This window comes from Cohaesibacter gelatinilyticus, assembly GCF_900215605.1.
Lineage (GTDB): Bacteria > Pseudomonadota > Alphaproteobacteria > Rhizobiales > Cohaesibacteraceae > Cohaesibacter > Cohaesibacter gelatinilyticus.
On sequence record NZ_OBEL01000007.1, the window covers coordinates 69,760 to 84,919 of the forward strand.

General features: G+C 55.1%; 17 protein-coding genes. 4 read left to right on the plus strand and 13 right to left on the minus strand.

The window, feature by feature from the left end; genetic code table 11:
- Window positions 1–16: 16 nt before the first annotated feature.
- Window positions 17–856 carry an amidohydrolase family protein gene (locus CRO57_RS21365; RefSeq protein WP_097155557.1) on the minus strand — a complete coding sequence of 280 codons (840 nt, stop codon included), beginning with the start codon at window positions 854–856 and terminating at the stop codon, window positions 17–19.
- Between the two features lie 94 nt (window positions 857–950).
- On the opposite strand from CRO57_RS21365, the gene CRO57_RS21370 reads away from it, so the two are divergent.
- From CRO57_RS21370 to CRO57_RS21385, 4 genes are all read left to right on the plus strand, one after another.
- The gene (locus tag CRO57_RS21370; RefSeq protein WP_097155558.1) at window positions 951–1,688 is read left to right on the plus strand and encodes a GntR family transcriptional regulator; all 738 of its coding nucleotides are present in this window, start codon (window positions 951–953) and stop codon (window positions 1,686–1,688) included.
- 142 nt (window positions 1,689–1,830) lie between these two features.
- Entirely contained in the window at window positions 1,831–2,805 is a 975-nt protein-coding gene (locus tag CRO57_RS21375) for a TRAP transporter substrate-binding protein (RefSeq protein ID WP_097155559.1), read from the plus strand.
- A gap of 2 nt (window positions 2,806–2,807) precedes the next feature.
- Window positions 2,808–3,350 (plus strand): TRAP transporter small permease, encoded by a 543-nt coding sequence (locus tag CRO57_RS21380; RefSeq protein ID WP_097155560.1) that lies wholly within the window; start codon window positions 2,808–2,810, stop codon window positions 3,348–3,350.
- Window positions 3,351–3,352: 2 nt separating this feature from the next.
- Entirely contained in the window at window positions 3,353–4,615 is a 1,263-nt protein-coding gene (locus CRO57_RS21385) for a TRAP transporter large permease (protein WP_097155561.1), read from the plus strand.
- Window positions 4,616–4,684: 69 nt separating this feature from the next.
- On the opposite strand, the gene CRO57_RS21390 is transcribed toward CRO57_RS21385, so the two are convergent.
- The 12 genes from CRO57_RS21390 to CRO57_RS21445 all read right to left on the minus strand — a co-directional run bounded on the left by CRO57_RS21390 (window position 4,685) and on the right by CRO57_RS21445 (window position 15,113).
- On the minus strand, window positions 4,685–5,104 hold the full coding sequence (locus CRO57_RS21390) for a universal stress protein (protein WP_097155562.1): 420 nt from the start codon (window positions 5,102–5,104) through the stop codon (window positions 4,685–4,687).
- A 22-nt stretch (window positions 5,105–5,126) separates the two neighbouring features.
- Complete coding sequence (locus CRO57_RS21395) at window positions 5,127–6,182, minus strand: YeiH family protein (RefSeq protein WP_210200966.1); 1,056 nt, start codon at window positions 6,180–6,182, stop codon at window positions 5,127–5,129.
- A complete protein-coding gene (locus CRO57_RS21400; protein ID WP_097155564.1) occupies window positions 6,175–7,185 on the minus strand; it encodes an Ldh family oxidoreductase in 1,011 nt (336 codons plus the stop codon). The genes CRO57_RS21395 and CRO57_RS21400 overlap by 8 nt, the downstream gene beginning before the upstream one ends.
- Before the next feature lie 51 nt (window positions 7,186–7,236).
- Complete coding sequence (locus CRO57_RS21405; protein ID WP_097155565.1) at window positions 7,237–8,418, minus strand: UxaA family hydrolase; 1,182 nt, start codon at window positions 8,416–8,418, stop codon at window positions 7,237–7,239.
- A gap of 12 nt (window positions 8,419–8,430) precedes the next feature.
- The gene (locus CRO57_RS21410; RefSeq protein ID WP_097155566.1) at window positions 8,431–8,721 is read right to left on the minus strand and encodes a UxaA family hydrolase; all 291 of its coding nucleotides are present in this window, start codon (window positions 8,719–8,721) and stop codon (window positions 8,431–8,433) included.
- A 3-nt stretch (window positions 8,722–8,724) separates the two neighbouring features.
- Window positions 8,725–9,714 (minus strand): alcohol dehydrogenase catalytic domain-containing protein, encoded by a 990-nt coding sequence (locus tag CRO57_RS21415; RefSeq protein WP_097155567.1) that lies wholly within the window; start codon window positions 9,712–9,714, stop codon window positions 8,725–8,727.
- The gene (locus tag CRO57_RS21420) at window positions 9,711–10,469 is read right to left on the minus strand and encodes an SDR family NAD(P)-dependent oxidoreductase (protein ID WP_097155568.1); all 759 of its coding nucleotides are present in this window, start codon (window positions 10,467–10,469) and stop codon (window positions 9,711–9,713) included. Before CRO57_RS21420 ends, CRO57_RS21415 begins: the two co-directional genes overlap by 4 nt.
- Window positions 10,470–10,473: 4 nt before the next feature.
- On the minus strand, window positions 10,474–11,781 hold the full coding sequence (hisD, locus tag CRO57_RS21425; protein WP_097155569.1) for a histidinol dehydrogenase: 1,308 nt from the start codon (window positions 11,779–11,781) through the stop codon (window positions 10,474–10,476).
- 10 nt (window positions 11,782–11,791) lie between these two features.
- On the minus strand, window positions 11,792–13,120 hold the full coding sequence (locus CRO57_RS21430) for a TRAP transporter large permease (RefSeq protein ID WP_097155570.1): 1,329 nt from the start codon (window positions 13,118–13,120) through the stop codon (window positions 11,792–11,794).
- A gap of 12 nt (window positions 13,121–13,132) precedes the next feature.
- The gene (locus CRO57_RS21435; RefSeq protein WP_097155571.1) at window positions 13,133–13,648 is read right to left on the minus strand and encodes a TRAP transporter small permease; all 516 of its coding nucleotides are present in this window, start codon (window positions 13,646–13,648) and stop codon (window positions 13,133–13,135) included.
- Window positions 13,649–13,762: 114 nt separating this feature from the next.
- Window positions 13,763–14,908 (minus strand): TRAP transporter substrate-binding protein, encoded by a 1,146-nt coding sequence (locus CRO57_RS21440; protein WP_097155709.1) that lies wholly within the window; start codon window positions 14,906–14,908, stop codon window positions 13,763–13,765.
- 22 nt (window positions 14,909–14,930) lie between these two features.
- On the minus strand, window positions 14,931–15,113 hold the full coding sequence (locus CRO57_RS21445; RefSeq protein WP_097155572.1) for a hypothetical protein: 183 nt from the start codon (window positions 15,111–15,113) through the stop codon (window positions 14,931–14,933).
- Window positions 15,114–15,160 lie beyond the last annotated feature (47 nt).

Below are 15,160 nucleotides of genomic sequence, written 5' to 3' on the forward strand. Positions count from 1 at the left end.
GCCAATCTGAGACGCTTCACATCCCAGTCATCCAGTTCACACTGTCCGCAAAGCATTGCTTTGCTTCATACCGGGTGTGGGGCCAGTCGCTGCCCCAGAGCAGGTGCTCGGGGCCGAGATGTTCAGCCAGATGGGTGAAGACGGGTTTGATCTGCTCTGCGGCTTGCGCAACCGAGAGATCAGGAAAGACACGATAAGGTGCGGAGCATTTGACGAATAACTGCTCGGCTGGTGCGTAGGTCATCGCCGCCATCCCGTCACAAGACAGAGGGTTGCTTGCATCTGGCAGGCCAAAATGATCGACCACCACCTGCTGGCTCCAGGATAGCAATTGTGACAAAGGCTTTGCCAGACGCGGGCCTTCACAATGCAGCTCCACATGCCAGCCAAGCTGATCAGCCAAACGGACCAGACTTTCCCAATCTGATAAATCAGCGACCTCAGTATCGCTTTTGCCAACCACATTCAGGCGCAAACCAATAACCCCACGTGCAGAAAAGTCTTCCAACGCGGCCCGATCAAGGCTTTTATCCTGCGGGTCCAGCACCACGACAGCGCGGAAAGTCAGACCATCCTTGCCGTCCATCTGCACCATTTGATCCAGCATATAGCTGTTGTCAGCACCCAGAAAACTGGGCTGCACCAGAATGGCCCCATCCAGATCATGCTCTTGCAGATGTTGGCAATAAGTCTTTGGTTCTGCGTGATAATCAGGCGTATAGCGGCGCGGGCTCGCCATGGGTAGATCAGAGCGAAAGATATGCGCGTGCCCGTCAAATCGGCCAGCCAATCCGCCCATGAGAGCATTGGCGCCTGACAAATTCGACAGCCATTCCGCCGCACGTCCCTGATCCATATTGATGCCCCTTCAAAATGACCGGTCAATTTTCCGGCTTGACTTATCTACTTCTATATAGAACTATAGATGCAACAGAAAGGCAAGCACGAACATGACTGCTCAAGAATTATCTGGTGATCAAAGACTTCCCATCTATCAGCGTCTGGCAGATGTCTTGCGTCGCGACGTGACCGAAGGCCGCCTGCGCCCCGGCGACCGCGTGCCATCAGACAATGAATTGTCCCAGACCTATCAACTGGCCCCCGGCACCGTGCGCAAGGCACTGGATCTGCTGGTCAGTGAGGAATTGTTCGAGCGCTTTCATGGCCGCGGCACCTTTGTCCGCCGCCCCAGCTTTGACAGCTCGCTCTTTCGCTTCTTTCGCTTCCGCTCATCGGACGGCACCAGCGCCGTGCCAGAAGGCCGCATTCTGCGCCGGGTGACGGAAAATGTCCCCTCTTACATTGCCCGTCAACTGAAAATCGAGGAAGGCGCTTCTGCCATTTCCATGAGCCGTCTGCGTTTGATCGATGATGTGCCGATCATTGCCGAGGAAATCTGGCTACCGCTTGATCGCTTTGAAGCCTTTCTGGACATCCCGACCGGGGAAGTTGGCAATCTGCTTTACCCCGTCTATGACGAGGCCTGCGGCCAGTTGATCGCAAAGGCCGAAGAAACCCTTACTGCCGAAGCCGCCAGCGAACAGACCGCGCGCCTTTTGCGGATCGAGACCGGAACACCGGTCATGATGATCGACCGTCTGGCCAAAGGCTATGACGGAACCCCCATGGAATGGCGTCGCTCTCGGGGACGAGCTGACCTCTTCCACTATCACACCGAAATTCGCTGAGTTCCAAAATGTCAAAGTCCTGAGCCAAGCCCTCTCCCCCACCCAAACCGCCCACGAGGGTACCATTTCGGGTGGTTTGGGAGGGGGAGAGGGCAGGAAATGCGGCTCCAAACAAAGACTCATTAAAATCCGGGAGGAAATTATGAAATTCGTCAAATCTCTGGGCCTCGGCTTGCTCGCCGCGGTCCTGTCGTCCAGTGCTGCCTTCGCCAAACCGATTGAAGTGCGCATTGCCAGCCATGTGTCATCCTTTTCGCCCCTGCATGCACAGTCCGAACTGTTCGCAGCCGAGGTCGAAAAACGCCTGCCCGGTCAGTTTGAATTCAAACTGTTCCCCGGTGGTCAGCTGGGCAAGGAAAAGGACCTGATGACCAATGTTCAGGCCGGTTCCCTTGAAATGATCAATGTGGCATCGGGCGTGATGAAACTGGACAAGAAGCTTGGCGTTTTCGATTTGCCTTGGCTCTTTTCTGATCGCGACCATGTCAAACGTGCCATGAAAGCCGGACTGGAAGACGCCATCCGCACCCGCATCGAAGAGGTTGGCTCGGTCAAAGTGATCGGCGTGTATGAAAATGGCTTCCGTCATGTCATCAATACCGAGCGCGCCATCGGCGAACCTTTCGATCTGGAAGGCCTGAAGATCCGCATTTCCGGCGGCAAATTCCGTCAGGGCGTTTTCCAGCAGATGGGCGCAACCCCGCAGAAAGTCTCCTGGGGTGAAACCTTCACTGCACTGCAAGCCGGTGTCGTGGATGGCGCAGAAGCCGCAACCTATGGCTTTTACGAGCAAAAGCATTTCGAGGTCGCCAAGCATCTCTCCCTCACCGGCCATGTCTATACGCCATCCTTCCTGCTGGCTTCGACCGACTTCTTCGACAGCCTGACCGATGAGCAGAAGAAGGTCTTCACTGAAGTTGGCAAGGAAATCACCGACGCGGCTTACGACGCTTCCGCCAGTCTGGAAGCCAAATATTTCGAAGAAATGAAAGGCAAGCTGAAGATCAATGACGTTGATCTGGATGCTTTCAAGAAGGCCACAGCCAAGAGCTATGACACCTATGTCAAAAGCCAGGGTGATGATTATCTGACCATCATCCGCAACGCGGCCAAATAATCATGCTGCGTCTTCTGGACAAGATCGTTGAGGCTATGGCGGTGTTCACCTTCGCCATTTCCTCGGCCTTCGTTTTTCTCAATGTGGTCAATCGCTATCTGGTGCTTGGCCTGATGCGCGATTGGGCCAAGGCCAATGAAGCCATGCGCCCGTTCTATTTCTGGGTGCGCGATCTGCTGGGCAATATCGTGGTCACAGCCGATGAAGTGCCCGGTCTGTTGCTGGTCTGGGTTGCCTTTCTCGGGGCCTATCTGACCATGCGCCGCGAAGGGCATATCGCCTTTGAACTGCTCGAGGAAAGCCTGCCGAAAGTCTGGCGCAAGATCCTGCGCGGCATAAACACCGCTCTCATTTGCGGCTTTCTGGTGCTGCTCTTCTGGCAATCCATCCGCATGATCCGCGTCGCTGGCGCAACAGAGATCGAGACTGCGGAAATTGCCCAAGGCTGGTTCATGCTCATCATGCCCCTTGCCGCTGTTCTATTGTTCATCGCCACCATCCAGCGGTTTCTGAGCCAAACCATGCAGGATAACGAAAGAAGCTGACCATGGCCTGGATTGTTGTTCTTCTTCTCCTGATGCTGATCCTGATTGGCACCCCCATCGGCTTTGCCCTGATGATCTCGGCCGCCATTGCCATGGCCATTTCCGATATCGATCTCATCATGGCTCCCATTCAGATGTTTTCCGGCGCAAACAAGGTGGTGCTGCTCGCCATTCCGCTCTTCATCTTCATGGGCGAATTGATGGGCGCCACCTCCATTTCCGAGCGCATCATCTCGCTGGCCCGCGCCCTTGTCGGCTGGATGCGCGGCGGCCTTGCCCATGTCAATGTGGTGACCTCCATGTTCATGGCCGAGATGTCCGGCTCTGCTGTCGCCGATGCTGCCGTCATGAGCAAAATCTTCGTGCCATCCATGGAAAAGCAGGGTTACCCGAAAAGCTTTGCCGCTGCGGTCACAGCCACCAGTGCAACGCTTGGCATCATCATTCCGCCCTCCATTCCCATGGTGCTGTATGGCGTCACCACCAATACTTCCATCAAGGATCTGTTCGTGGCGGGTATCATTCCAGGTTTGTTGCTAGGCGGGGCTTTCATGGTCACGTCCTACATCTTCGCACGCAAGGAAGGCCATCCGGTGGATGAACGCTTTGAGATGAAGCGCCTGAACAAAGCCTTCATCGGCGCGTTGGTGCCTTTGCTCATTCCTGTGCTGGTGGTTGGTGGTCTGATTGGCGGCTTTGTCACCCCAACCGAGGCTGCAACCCTTGGTGTGGTCGCAGCCCTTCTTTATGGCTGGCCCATTCGCAGGGATCTCAATCTCAAAGCCGTCTATGAGCTTGGCTCCATCACCGTGCGCCAGACATCGGTGGTCATGATGATCATTGCAGGTTCTGCAGTGCTGGGGCAATTCCTCGCCAATGAGCAGATCCCGCAGCAGATTGCCTCCGGCCTTGGTGGACTGACCGAGAGCTTCGTGCTGCGCATGTTGCTGATCAATGTCTTCCTGCTGTTTTTGGGGATGTTCCTGCATGCCTCTGCCGCCATCATCGTGGTGGTGCCGATGCTTTTGCCATTGGCGCAGGAAATGGGCATCGATCCGGTGCATTTTGGCGTGATTGTCTGCCTCAATCTCGGCATTGGCCAGCAGACCCCACCCGTCGCCTCAGTTCTATTGACCGTTTGCTCGGTCACCGGCCTGAAGGTCGAAAATGTCATGGGCTATTGCAAATGGTTCATCCTGGCCATGTTCGTGACCTTGATGATCGTCGCCTTCATCCCGCAAACAGCCACATGGCTAGGCGGTTGATCAAAAGCTGCCATCCGGGGGAGATCTCCGGATGGCAGGCTGCAGGATTGATAATCGATCCTGGAAGGGTCAATCATCATCCGGGCGCAGAATGAAAACGGCACAAGGAGCACGACGCGACACACGCGAGGCCGTTGAGCCAAGAAAATAGTCCTTCACGCCCGGCTTGTGCGATCCGACAACAATCAGATCGATTTGGTTTTGCCGGGCAAATTCCGCAATCTGCACACCCGGCTTCCCTGACACTGTTTGAGTGGAGACATCTTTCGCACCATCTGCGGCAGCCTCCAGCTTCTCCTTGATCCGTGACGTGAGATGATTTTCCGAGCCACTATCGACAAACTCGGCCACAAAACCCGGAATCTCTTCAAGCACGGTGAGAAGAGTGATCTTGCCCCCTTCTGCAAGCAGGCGGCGCGCAACTGCAATCTTGCTGGAAACGATGCCTTCATGATCCAGAGCGACGGGAATTAGAATATGTTTATACATGATCTGCTCCATACATGTTCAATCAATTGACGGTTGAATAGTCCAAAACACCAAGGGCAATGCCGACAAGCACCGCCAGAAAAGCCGTTTCCGCAACCAGCAGGGCGACAGCTGGAAAGCCCACATTCATCACTTCTTTCGGCATGGTTTTAAGCCCCACCGAAGCGATGGAGGTCAGCAGCAACCAACGCGAGGCTTGCGAGGCTGCTTCAACAACATTCTCAGGCACCCATCCCGCAGTCCGCAAAGCAGCCAGCACAATGAAACCGAGCACGAAAACCGGCACCAGAGGAGGCCGCTTGCCATCCACCTCGCTGGTTTTTGACAAGGACCGGATCACAAGCGCCGCAATCACGACGATGGGAGCCAGCATCACCACTCTGAGAAGCTTGACCAGGGTCGCCACATTCCCCGTTTCCTCGGACACCGAAAATCCTGCTCCGACCACTTGAGCCACATCATGCACAGTGGCACCAATGAAAATCCCGGTCACACGGTCGTCGAATCCGAGCACGGCACCAAGAATTGGATAAACAATCATGGCAAGGGTCGAGAGCAAGGTTACACCCACCACGGTGAAGATGAGATGCTCTTCCGAACGTTCGTCTTTTGGCAGGATGGCCGCAATCGCCATGGCAGCAGACGCCCCGCAGATGGCAACCGCTCCGGAGGAAAGAAACGCAAATCGATAACTGAACCCGAAAAAGCGCGAAATCACCAGACCGAAAGTGATGGTCGCGATGACGCCCAAAACCACAAGCAACACAACCTGCCAGCCAAGCAGGATAAGCAGATCTGCACTGATCCGCACACCAAGCAGAGCAACTCCGAGCCGCAGCAATGGCCTGGACCCAAACTCTATACCGGCCTTGCCCGGCCCTTCACGTCCGAGAAAATTAAGCGAAATACCAAAGAGCAATGCCAGCAGCATCGCTGGTGCACCGTAATGTTCGGCGATGAACTGACTGGCAAGGGCAATGATGCCTGCAATCAACAGTCCGGGCATCAAGGGTGTCACACGATCAAACAGAGCGCTGTGATAAGCGGCTTTTTCCATATTGTCCTCTGAATTAGGCATGACGGCTGGCCAGTTCTTGTGCCAACTCAACATATTGCCGAGGAACAAGGATACCGTTCTCCTCGGCCTGCCTGATTGCATCAGCTCGCCGGGTGCCCGGCAGGCGAGCCCCTTCAAGATTGGCAATGACCTGCAAGACAGCTTCCATCCGATCAGCAAAGGCATCCATATCATGAGGACGGATCGCCAGAAGAAATTGCCCCGATCCCGGTGGTGGTCCATCCTGAGTGAAGAAGGATGAAACCTCTGCACTGGAATTGGCACCGGTAAAAACCGATGCAAGAATTTCGACCATCAAGGCCAGCACGGTTCCCTTGGCATCACCCGCTGGCAGCATCGATCCTGACAAGGCAGCTTCAGGGTCGGTTGTGGGATTTCCCTCCCGATCAAGCGCCCAGTCGGAAGGAATGGATTGCCCGGTTTTTCGCGCATGCATGACCTTGCCACGCGCCACACGAGAGAGCGAAAGATCGATCACCAGAGGCGCAGCATCTCGCCTTGGAGCGGCAAAGGCGATCGGGTTTGTTCCAAAAACAGGGGTAGAGGAACCCCATGGCGCAATCGCTGCTGGCGCATTGGCAACCATCAATCCGACAAGGCCTTTCCTCGCCAGCTTTTCCACCTGCACCGATAGCGCACCACAATGGTGAGAATTGGTAATGGACATGGTGGCGGATCCATAGGAATGCGCCACATCCGCCCCACGTGCAATCGCCACATCAAGGGCAGGATAGGCAAAGCCGAAATCCGCATTGATCAACAACGCGGTCTGGCTGGTATTGCGGCACGTGATGTACGCTTTGGCATTGACCTTGCCCGAACGCGCTTGCGCTGCATAATCTTCCAGTCGGGAGAAACCATGCCCGGTCTGTCCCTCGGCTTCAGCCGAGATCAGCGCCAGCGCAACAGAGGCCGCATGCTCTCCAGATATGCCTTGGGCCATCAATGCAGAGGCAACAAGCGCCTTTGCTTCAACCAGTCCTATGCGTTCCATATGGTCCATGGCGATATTCCTTGAAAAAGGGCGATGCACAAGACACCGCCCAATTTTGCATCAAGCACTGCGATAGAGCTTGGTCATGGAGAATTCACGATGGCCCAGAGCCTCAGCGGCGGTGTTGCGGCCATTGGCGGTGCGACGGATCATTTCAATCAGGGCATCACCTGCTTCATCGATTGTCTGCTCACGACGCAGAATGCCGGACACGTCCACATCCACATGCTCGCTCATGGTCCGCACCGTACGTGGATTGGCCGTGATCTTGATCACCGGAACAATCGGGTTACCCACCACATTGCCCTGCCCGGTTGGGAAGGTATGGATCACGGCTCCACCAGCTGCCATCAGGGTGACGCATTCAGCAGCAGCAGAAGAGCTGTCCATGAAATACAGACCATTGCCAGATTCAGGCTGTTCGGCTGGCTCGAGAATATCGATGAATTGTGAGGTCCGACCGATTTTCTCCAGATTACCGAGGGCCTTCTCTTCGATGGTGGTCAAACCGCCTTCGATATTGCCTTTCGTGGGCTGGCTGTCTGACAGATCATCAGTCTGGTGCGCAAAAATCACATCATCCTGATAGGCCTTCCACATCTTGTACCAGCGCTCGCCAACCTCTTCGTTGATTGCACGCTTCTGACAGATATGCTCGGCCCCGGTGATCTCGGAAGTTTCGCCGAAGAAACCGGTAATGCCTTCCGGCAGCAGCTTGTCATACATATTGCCGACAGTCGGGCAGGACCCCAGACCGGTGGTGGTGTCGCTTTCACCACATTTGGTAGAGACCCAAAGCTCATTGATCGAGCATTCTTCGCGCTGCACTTCGGTCGCTTTGTGCACGAAGTCTTTTGCCGCCCAGGAAGCACGACGAATGGTTTCGAAATCACCATTCTGTTCGATTGAGAATTCGGCCACTTCCTTGCCGGTTTTGCGAATGCCATCAGCAATACGCTTGGTCCAACCCGGCTCGATACCGATGACCACAACCGAATGAACATTCGGGTTCGCACCGGTACCGATGATGGTACGGAAATGCAAATCCAGATCTTCACCAAATTGCAGACGGCCATAGGCATGAGGAATTGCCAATGTGCCTTTGACATTATTGGCAACCGCTTCACATGCGGCGTTGGAGATATCGTCAACCGGCAGGATCAGAACGTGGTTGCGCACGCCCACACGACCATTTTCGCGCCGGAAGCCTTGAAAAGTGATATTGGAATATTTCGATGCCATCGGAGCGACTCCTTACCAGCGCTTGGTTTTGCAATTATGGACGTGAACATGCGCGCCCTTGGGAATGTCAGCGATGATTTTTCCGATGTCTTCGCCATATTTGATGGCAGTATCGCCTTCGCTGAAATCTTTCAGCGCAATCTTGTGTCCGATGGGAACATCAGCGCCAGACGTGAGACGGAAAGTCGAATTGTCATGTGTGACACAGACCAGCATGTCGGTGCCGGCGGTCAGACCCTCTACCACGACTACGCCGACATTGTCCGCGTGCTCGTGTACCAAAAGGTGGGGGATTTCAGCCATTGTTCAGTCTCCTTGGATGGCAGGTTTCAAGATGATTTTTGGATTCGGTATCAGTCCGGCCCGAATATCGCGGAAAGCGGTGTTTCCATCGGACAAGGGTCGAATTTCCGTCCAATCGAGTGCACCAAGACGTCCGTCAAACATCGCTTGTGCGGTGTCGCGGAAGTCCTTTGCAGTGTAAGTGTAGGTTCCGATAAAACTGATCTCTTGCAGGGTCATCCGCCGGATATCCAATCCTCCGACATCTTCCCCCAGCCCGATATGAACAATGACGCCACCGGGGCTCGCCAGTTGTGAGGCCATGGCGCGGGTTGCCGCATATCCGACGGCATCAACGACCACCGCGAATAAACCTTCGGCTTCTGCTTTGGCCTCAACGCCACAATGATCATTCAGATAAGCCCTGCGTACATCGTTGGGCTCGATGACCACAATGTCGTCAATTTCCATCGCCTTGAGTGCAAGAGCCGCCGCCAGTCCGATGGCACCACCACCAATGACAACCGCACGACGATCCGCCCAGGGGTGCAAAGCTTCCAGCCCCAGTCGCGCAGCATGCCAACTCACGGCGAGCGGCTCCGCAAGCGCAGCCTTGTCCAAAGAAACCGCATCGGGAACACTGACCAGATTGGTCTCGGGCATGGTAACAAAGTCTGCAAATGCCCCTTCACGCGGTGGCATCGAGATGATCTGTCGAGTCGAGCATAAATTGTCTCGTCCGGCAACACATGCCGGGCAAGTGCCGCAGGTGACCAACGGGTTGATTGTAACCCGCTCCCCATCCCGTGGACCGCCGATGATGACGCCAGCGGCTTCATGCCCCAGAATCAACGGCGCAGGACGGCGGTCATCATGGCCCAGATAGGCGTGCATATCCGATCCGCAAATGCCGCTGCTCTCCACCCGAATGAGAACTTCGCCCACATCAGGAGACGGATTTGGCACATCACGATAGGCGAGCGTCTCAACGCCTGTATAGACAAGTGCTTTCATTTTGCTGTGAAGCCTCCGTCGAGCATCAGGGTCTGGCCGGTCACATATTTCGATGCGTCCGAACACAGAAAGAGAAGCGGACCATCAAGGTCTGCAAGTTCACCATTGCGACCAATGCAGGTCTGTGCCGCATTGCGTGCAGCCCGCTCAGGATCATCAAAGACCTTGGCCGTCAGCTCCGTTCGGAAAAAGCCAGGTGCGATGGCATTGGTCAGAATGCCGGAAGCAGACCAGGCCTCAGCCATGGCACGGGTCATCTGGGTAATGCCCCCTTTGGTCGCGCCATAGGAAATCCCGCCGGGAAATGCCCGATAAGACTGCAGGGATGCAAAATTCACGATGCGTCCCCAGCCCCGTTGACGCATGGCTGGTACCAACCGTTGGCTGAGAAAGAAAGGAGCAGACAGATTGACCGCAAGGGTCGCGTCCCATCCCGCTTCTGTCACATCATCGGCAGCTTCCCGTGTATTCAGACCGGCGGCATGCACCACGATATCTGGAGATCCGAATGGCTCCTTGATCCGCTCGATCAGTGCCGGCAATCCATCACGCTCGGCAACATCCCCACCAACCGCAGCACAGCGACCATCGGTATTGTTGCGCCAGTCCTCCAACGTGGAGGCTCTGCGAGCCACCCCGACAACACTGGCCCCGGCCTGCGCCAGGACAGTGGCCGCATGACGGCCAAGTCCTGAACTGGCACCGGTGACACAGGCGACTTTGCCCTCAACACTGAAAAGATCACCAGGGATCATTGGATCAGGCCTCCCCGGCAAGATCGAAGGTCTCATCAGGGAAATATTTCTGCAGGCGAATATCCGCCGTGCGTGCATGGCCTTCCATGCCTTCCAGACGGGAGATGCGCGCAGTCGCCTCGGCTACCGGGCGCGATGCTTCTCTGGTCGCCTGTTGCCATGTGACAATCTTCATATATTTGTGCACGCTCAACCCGCCGGTATAGCTGGCAGCACCAGATGTCGGCAGCACGTGATTGGTCCCCGATGCCTTGTCACCAAAGGCAACGGTTGTTTCCTCACCCAGGAACAAAGAGCCATAGCAGCTCAGACGGTTCAGCCACCAATCCAGATCTTCAGCCTGAACGGTCAGATGTTCGGGGGCATATTCATCCGAGGTCTGTGCCATTTCCTCACGATCGGAGCAGACGATAACCTCCGCATAATCGCGCCAGGCCGCTGTGGCATTGTCACGGTTCACTTCCGGCAGATCATCGATAAGACCGGGCACCAGACGCATGACTTCTTCGGCCAGTGGCCGGTCATCCGTAACCAGCCAGACCGGAGAATTGTATCCATGCTCGGCCTGCCCCACCAGATCGGCGGCAACAATCATCGGATCAGCGGTTTTGTCTGCCAGAACCAGACTATCGGTCGGACCCGCAATCATGTCGATACCCACACGCCCGAACAGCATGCGCTTGGCCTCGGCCACGAACTGGTTGCCCGGACCAACCAGAATATTGGCCTTTGGCAATCCGAACAATCCATAGGTCATGGCTGCAACGCCCTGAACCCCGCCCATGGCCAGAATCTTGTCTGCACCGCAAATATGAGCCGCATAAATGATGGCCGGAGCAATGCCGACGCCGGGGCGTGGCGGTGAACAGGCAATGATATTCTTGCAGCCTGCCACCTTCGCCGTTGTAACGGTCATGATCGCACTTGCAATATGGCTATATCGTCCACCGGGCACGTAACATCCAGCAGCATCCACCGGTATCGCCTTTTGTCCGGCAACAAATCCGGGAATGACCTCGACCTCGAAATCCTTCACAGTGCCCAGCTGTGCCTCGGCAAATCGCTTCACATTGGCGTGGCTGAACTTGATGTCCCGTTTGAGCTTCTCCGGCACCTTCGCACTGGCCGCCTCAATCGTCTCGGCCGAAAGGATGATTTCTCCCTCATACTTGTCGAACTTGTGGGCGTAATCCAGAGCTACCTTGTCGCCACCGGCCTCAATTTCGTCGAGAATGGTCCTGACGATCTTCTTGGTCTCCGAGGCATCACTCTTGGCTGTAAGGGGGGCTTTTTTGAGATATTCTCTCGACATGATTACATTCCTATTTGTAGATGTCTGGAAGAAGAATGGTAGAAATCGTCGGCACATAGGCGATGAACAGCGTGACGATCAGCATGAAGATGACAAAGGGAATTGCCCGGTAGGCGATCTTGAGGATCGACTCGCCGGTTATTCCGGCTACCACGAACAGATTCAGACCCAGCGGTGGTGTGATGAAACCCACACCCAGAGCGGTGATCATCATGATGCAGAACTGGATCTCGTTCATGCCGATATTGTCGGCCAACGGCTTCAGAATTGGGGCCAGGATCACGATATTCGGAGTGGTTTCCATCACGCAGCCAGCCGCGATCAGAATGCCAACGATCATCATGATCAGGATCAGCGGGTCATCGCTGACAGACGTGGCCGCTGCGACAAAGCCTTGCGGCACACCGATGATAGCCAGCGCTTCAGCCAGAGGGGCAGAGAAGGCGATGATGGGCAGGATCACCCCATTCACCTTGGCCGAGCTCACCAGCATTGCCGGAAAGTCGCTCAAGCTTAGGGTTTTCAGAAGGAACCCCATGATGATGGTGACCACCACAGCCGTGGCACCCGCCTCGGTCGGCGTCAATTTGCCAGAGAAGATGCCGTAGAAGATGATCCCCGGCACAAGGAACGCATACCAACCGGATTTCAGAGTACTGCCCAGCCGCGAGAAATACTCGCCCATGCTGATATTTCCGCCGCTCTCCCAATTATATAGGCGGTTCATGATGATGTTTGTCGCAAGGATTGAGAGCAGAATTGCGACACCTGGTATGAGGGCGGCCAGAAACAAGGTGGATGCCGAAATGCCCAGAACAAGACCGATGATGATATAGGCAATCGAAGGCGGGATCAGGATACCGGTACAGGCACCCGCAGCAACAAGTGCGCAGGCATAGGGACGCGGATAGCCCGATTCCACCAACCGGTCGATGGTCATGCGGCCAACCGCGGCGGCCCCTGCGGCGTCCGAGCCTGAAATTGCAGCAAACATACCGCAAACCAGAACCGTTGCCGAGCCGAAGCCACCCTTGGTGAACTTGGTCAGGGCCTCAGCAACATCGAGGAATTTTCGACTGAGACCGGTGCGCACAAGCGCATCCCCGGTCAGGATGAAAAGCGGCACGGCGGTCAGCGCAAAGAAGTCGATCCCCGAAAACAGCTTCTCTCCCACCAAACCAAGAGGCAGCGCTTCCGACCAGACAAGCATCATGATCGCGGAGGCACCAATGGCGGCCCAGACCGGAACGGCCAATGCGATAAGAACGATAAACAGAATAACGGGGCCATAAAAATCCCAACCAAGGACCACGGCTTGCTCAAGTTGATTCCAAAGCATTGCGTCTACTCCTTAATCGAATAGTTTGTCGCCTTCGTAGACAGGACGACCCGCACGAAGGTCCGCTATGTCGCGGAGGATGGATTGAAAGAGACGCAGCAACACAAGGGCAAAGCCGAAGGGCACGGCCATCAGAAACCAGACGCGACTGATACGCAGTCCGTCAGTCACGGAGCCGAATTTTGCGGAAACCAGAACGGTTTCAAACGAATAGTAAAGCGCGACAATCGACACTGCGACCATCACCAGATCGCCAAACAGATAAATCAGGGCCTTAAGGCGAGGGCTGACATAATGCATGATGACATCGATGCGGATGTGACCCCGCTCGCGCACCGCCGCTGCCGCCCCGATCCAAACCAGATAGATAAACGCGTACCGAACAATCTCCTCTCCCCAGATGGAGGAGTAGGACAGCAACTCACGCCGAAGAACTTCGATGAACATGGTGATTACGAGCACCGTGTAGAACACGAGCAACAACCAACGTTCAGCATTCCGGTTGAGTTCTTCAAGAACCCTTTGCATACAAACCTCCCCTGTACCGGCGATGCAAAGGCATGCGGCAGTCGAGTTTCCATAGTTTGATCAGATGCTTGGGGCGTCGGCTGAAATGCGACGCCCCTTTATCAACCGTGCGTATCAAGCATCGTGGACGTAGTAACGTCCCATTGTGCCTGCGGCTTCTTCCAGTTTGGCAAATACATCCATGGAGCCAGCAAGTTCTTTCTTGAACTCATCCCACTCGGAGCGCTGATAGCCACCTGCGGCCTGCCATTCGCTGAGTTGATCATCGCTGAGGCTGTGGAACTCCACGCCGGCCTTAGCCAATTCCGACATCGCATAGGAACGCGCAGACGGTACTTTTGCAAGATTCTGTGCCGTGGTCATCTCGCCAGCCCATTCGATTCCGGCCTGAACATCCTCAGGCAAGCTGTTGAACCATTCCAGATTCATCGAGAAGACCTGACTGTCCGGTACAGCCTGGGTAAAGGTCACGTGGCTCAGGATATCCTTGAAGCCAAACACATATAATGCACCCACGGAAGGATCGAGAGCATCGGCAACCCCTTGCTTGATTGCCGACGGTGTTTCACCCCAGGCAACAGGTGTCGGGTTCGCACCAACCATGCGATAATATTGCTGCAGCATCTTGGAACCGGGAACGCGGAATTTGACGCCATCCAGATCACCAGGTGTGATGACCTTCTTGCCACCTTTGCGCACAGCAACAACCCGGGGGTCAATGACCACATAAAACAGCGCCTTGAATCCTGAGGCTTCAATTTTTGGATGGACTTCCGACTTCCATGCATCCGATGAGACCAGATTGGTGAAACGCTGATTGGAGCCACAGAAATATGGCATGTTGATCAGATCAACCGCGCTTGCAAATGGTGCAAAGTTGGACAGGGAGTGCTGGGCACACTGGATTGTGCCGGTCTGAACAGCGGTAGCCAGAGCACCACCTGCTCCCAATTGACCACCAGGAGCCAGTTTCACATAGACCTTGCCGTTGGTTGCGTTTTGAATATTCTCTTTCAGATCCAGCTGCATGATTGGATAGCTGCGGGATGCGCCCAATACATAAGCTGTCGCCAAAGTCATGACATGATCTGCAGCCTTTTCGCGGCTTTTCTCTTCTTTGGCAGTTTGTGCGGCCGCCTCTTCCGACCATAATGTTCCTGCAGCACCGGCAACCAGCGCCGCTGTAAAGGCCCCGCTTCCTGTCAATTTCAGAAAGTTGCGGCGTGTTGCCGAAATCACTTCCAGTTTGTCACGATCCATTTTTTCCTCCCTATGGGTCATGTCAGTCATTTCTATTCTTCGAATGTGCCTCCTGCTTCAACATCACGACCACAAAGGCCAGCGATGCGCCAACAAGGACAAGCATCTCTCCCGTTTCACTCAGGAATTGTGCATTCCCGAATGCGCCTGCCAGAACGTTGGCTATAAAAACCAGAAACAGCGCAATGGATGCAGAAATAAACATCGAAGATCCTTTCCTGAAGTCTATTTGCGCAATTGTAAGCGCTTACA

Excerpts from the sequence above, each read along its gene's own strand:
- CRO57_RS21365 (WP_097155557.1), bottom strand. The coding sequence starts at position 856 with ATGGATCAGGGACGTGCGGCGGAATGGCTGTCGAATTTGTCAGGCGCC.
- CRO57_RS21370 (WP_097155558.1), top strand. The coding sequence starts at position 951 with ATGACTGCTCAAGAATTATCTGGTGATCAAAGACTTCCCATCTATCAG.
- CRO57_RS21375 (WP_097155559.1), top strand. The coding sequence starts at position 1,831 with ATGAAATTCGTCAAATCTCTGGGCCTCGGCTTGCTCGCCGCGGTCCTG.
- CRO57_RS21380 (WP_097155560.1), top strand. The coding sequence starts at position 2,808 with ATGCTGCGTCTTCTGGACAAGATCGTTGAGGCTATGGCGGTGTTCACC.
- CRO57_RS21385 (WP_097155561.1), top strand. The coding sequence starts at position 3,353 with ATGGCCTGGATTGTTGTTCTTCTTCTCCTGATGCTGATCCTGATTGGC.
- CRO57_RS21390 (WP_097155562.1), bottom strand. The coding sequence starts at position 5,104 with ATGTATAAACATATTCTAATTCCCGTCGCTCTGGATCATGAAGGCATC.
- CRO57_RS21395 (WP_210200966.1), bottom strand. The coding sequence starts at position 6,182 with ATGCCTAATTCAGAGGACAATATGGAAAAAGCCGCTTATCACAGCGCT.
- CRO57_RS21400 (WP_097155564.1), bottom strand. The coding sequence starts at position 7,185 with ATGGACCATATGGAACGCATAGGACTGGTTGAAGCAAAGGCGCTTGTT.
- CRO57_RS21405 (WP_097155565.1), bottom strand. The coding sequence starts at position 8,418 with ATGGCATCGAAATATTCCAATATCACTTTTCAAGGCTTCCGGCGCGAA.
- CRO57_RS21410 (WP_097155566.1), bottom strand. The coding sequence starts at position 8,721 with ATGGCTGAAATCCCCCACCTTTTGGTACACGAGCACGCGGACAATGTC.
- CRO57_RS21415 (WP_097155567.1), bottom strand. The coding sequence starts at position 9,714 with ATGAAAGCACTTGTCTATACAGGCGTTGAGACGCTCGCCTATCGTGAT.
- CRO57_RS21420 (WP_097155568.1), bottom strand. The coding sequence starts at position 10,469 with ATGATCCCTGGTGATCTTTTCAGTGTTGAGGGCAAAGTCGCCTGTGTC.
- hisD (WP_097155569.1), bottom strand. The coding sequence starts at position 11,781 with ATGTCGAGAGAATATCTCAAAAAAGCCCCCCTTACAGCCAAGAGTGAT.
- CRO57_RS21430 (WP_097155570.1), bottom strand. The coding sequence starts at position 13,120 with ATGCTTTGGAATCAACTTGAGCAAGCCGTGGTCCTTGGTTGGGATTTT.
- CRO57_RS21435 (WP_097155571.1), bottom strand. The coding sequence starts at position 13,648 with ATGCAAAGGGTTCTTGAAGAACTCAACCGGAATGCTGAACGTTGGTTG.
- CRO57_RS21440 (WP_097155709.1), bottom strand. The coding sequence starts at position 14,908 with ATGGATCGTGACAAACTGGAAGTGATTTCGGCAACACGCCGCAACTTT.
- CRO57_RS21445 (WP_097155572.1), bottom strand. The coding sequence starts at position 15,113 with ATGTTTATTTCTGCATCCATTGCGCTGTTTCTGGTTTTTATAGCCAAC.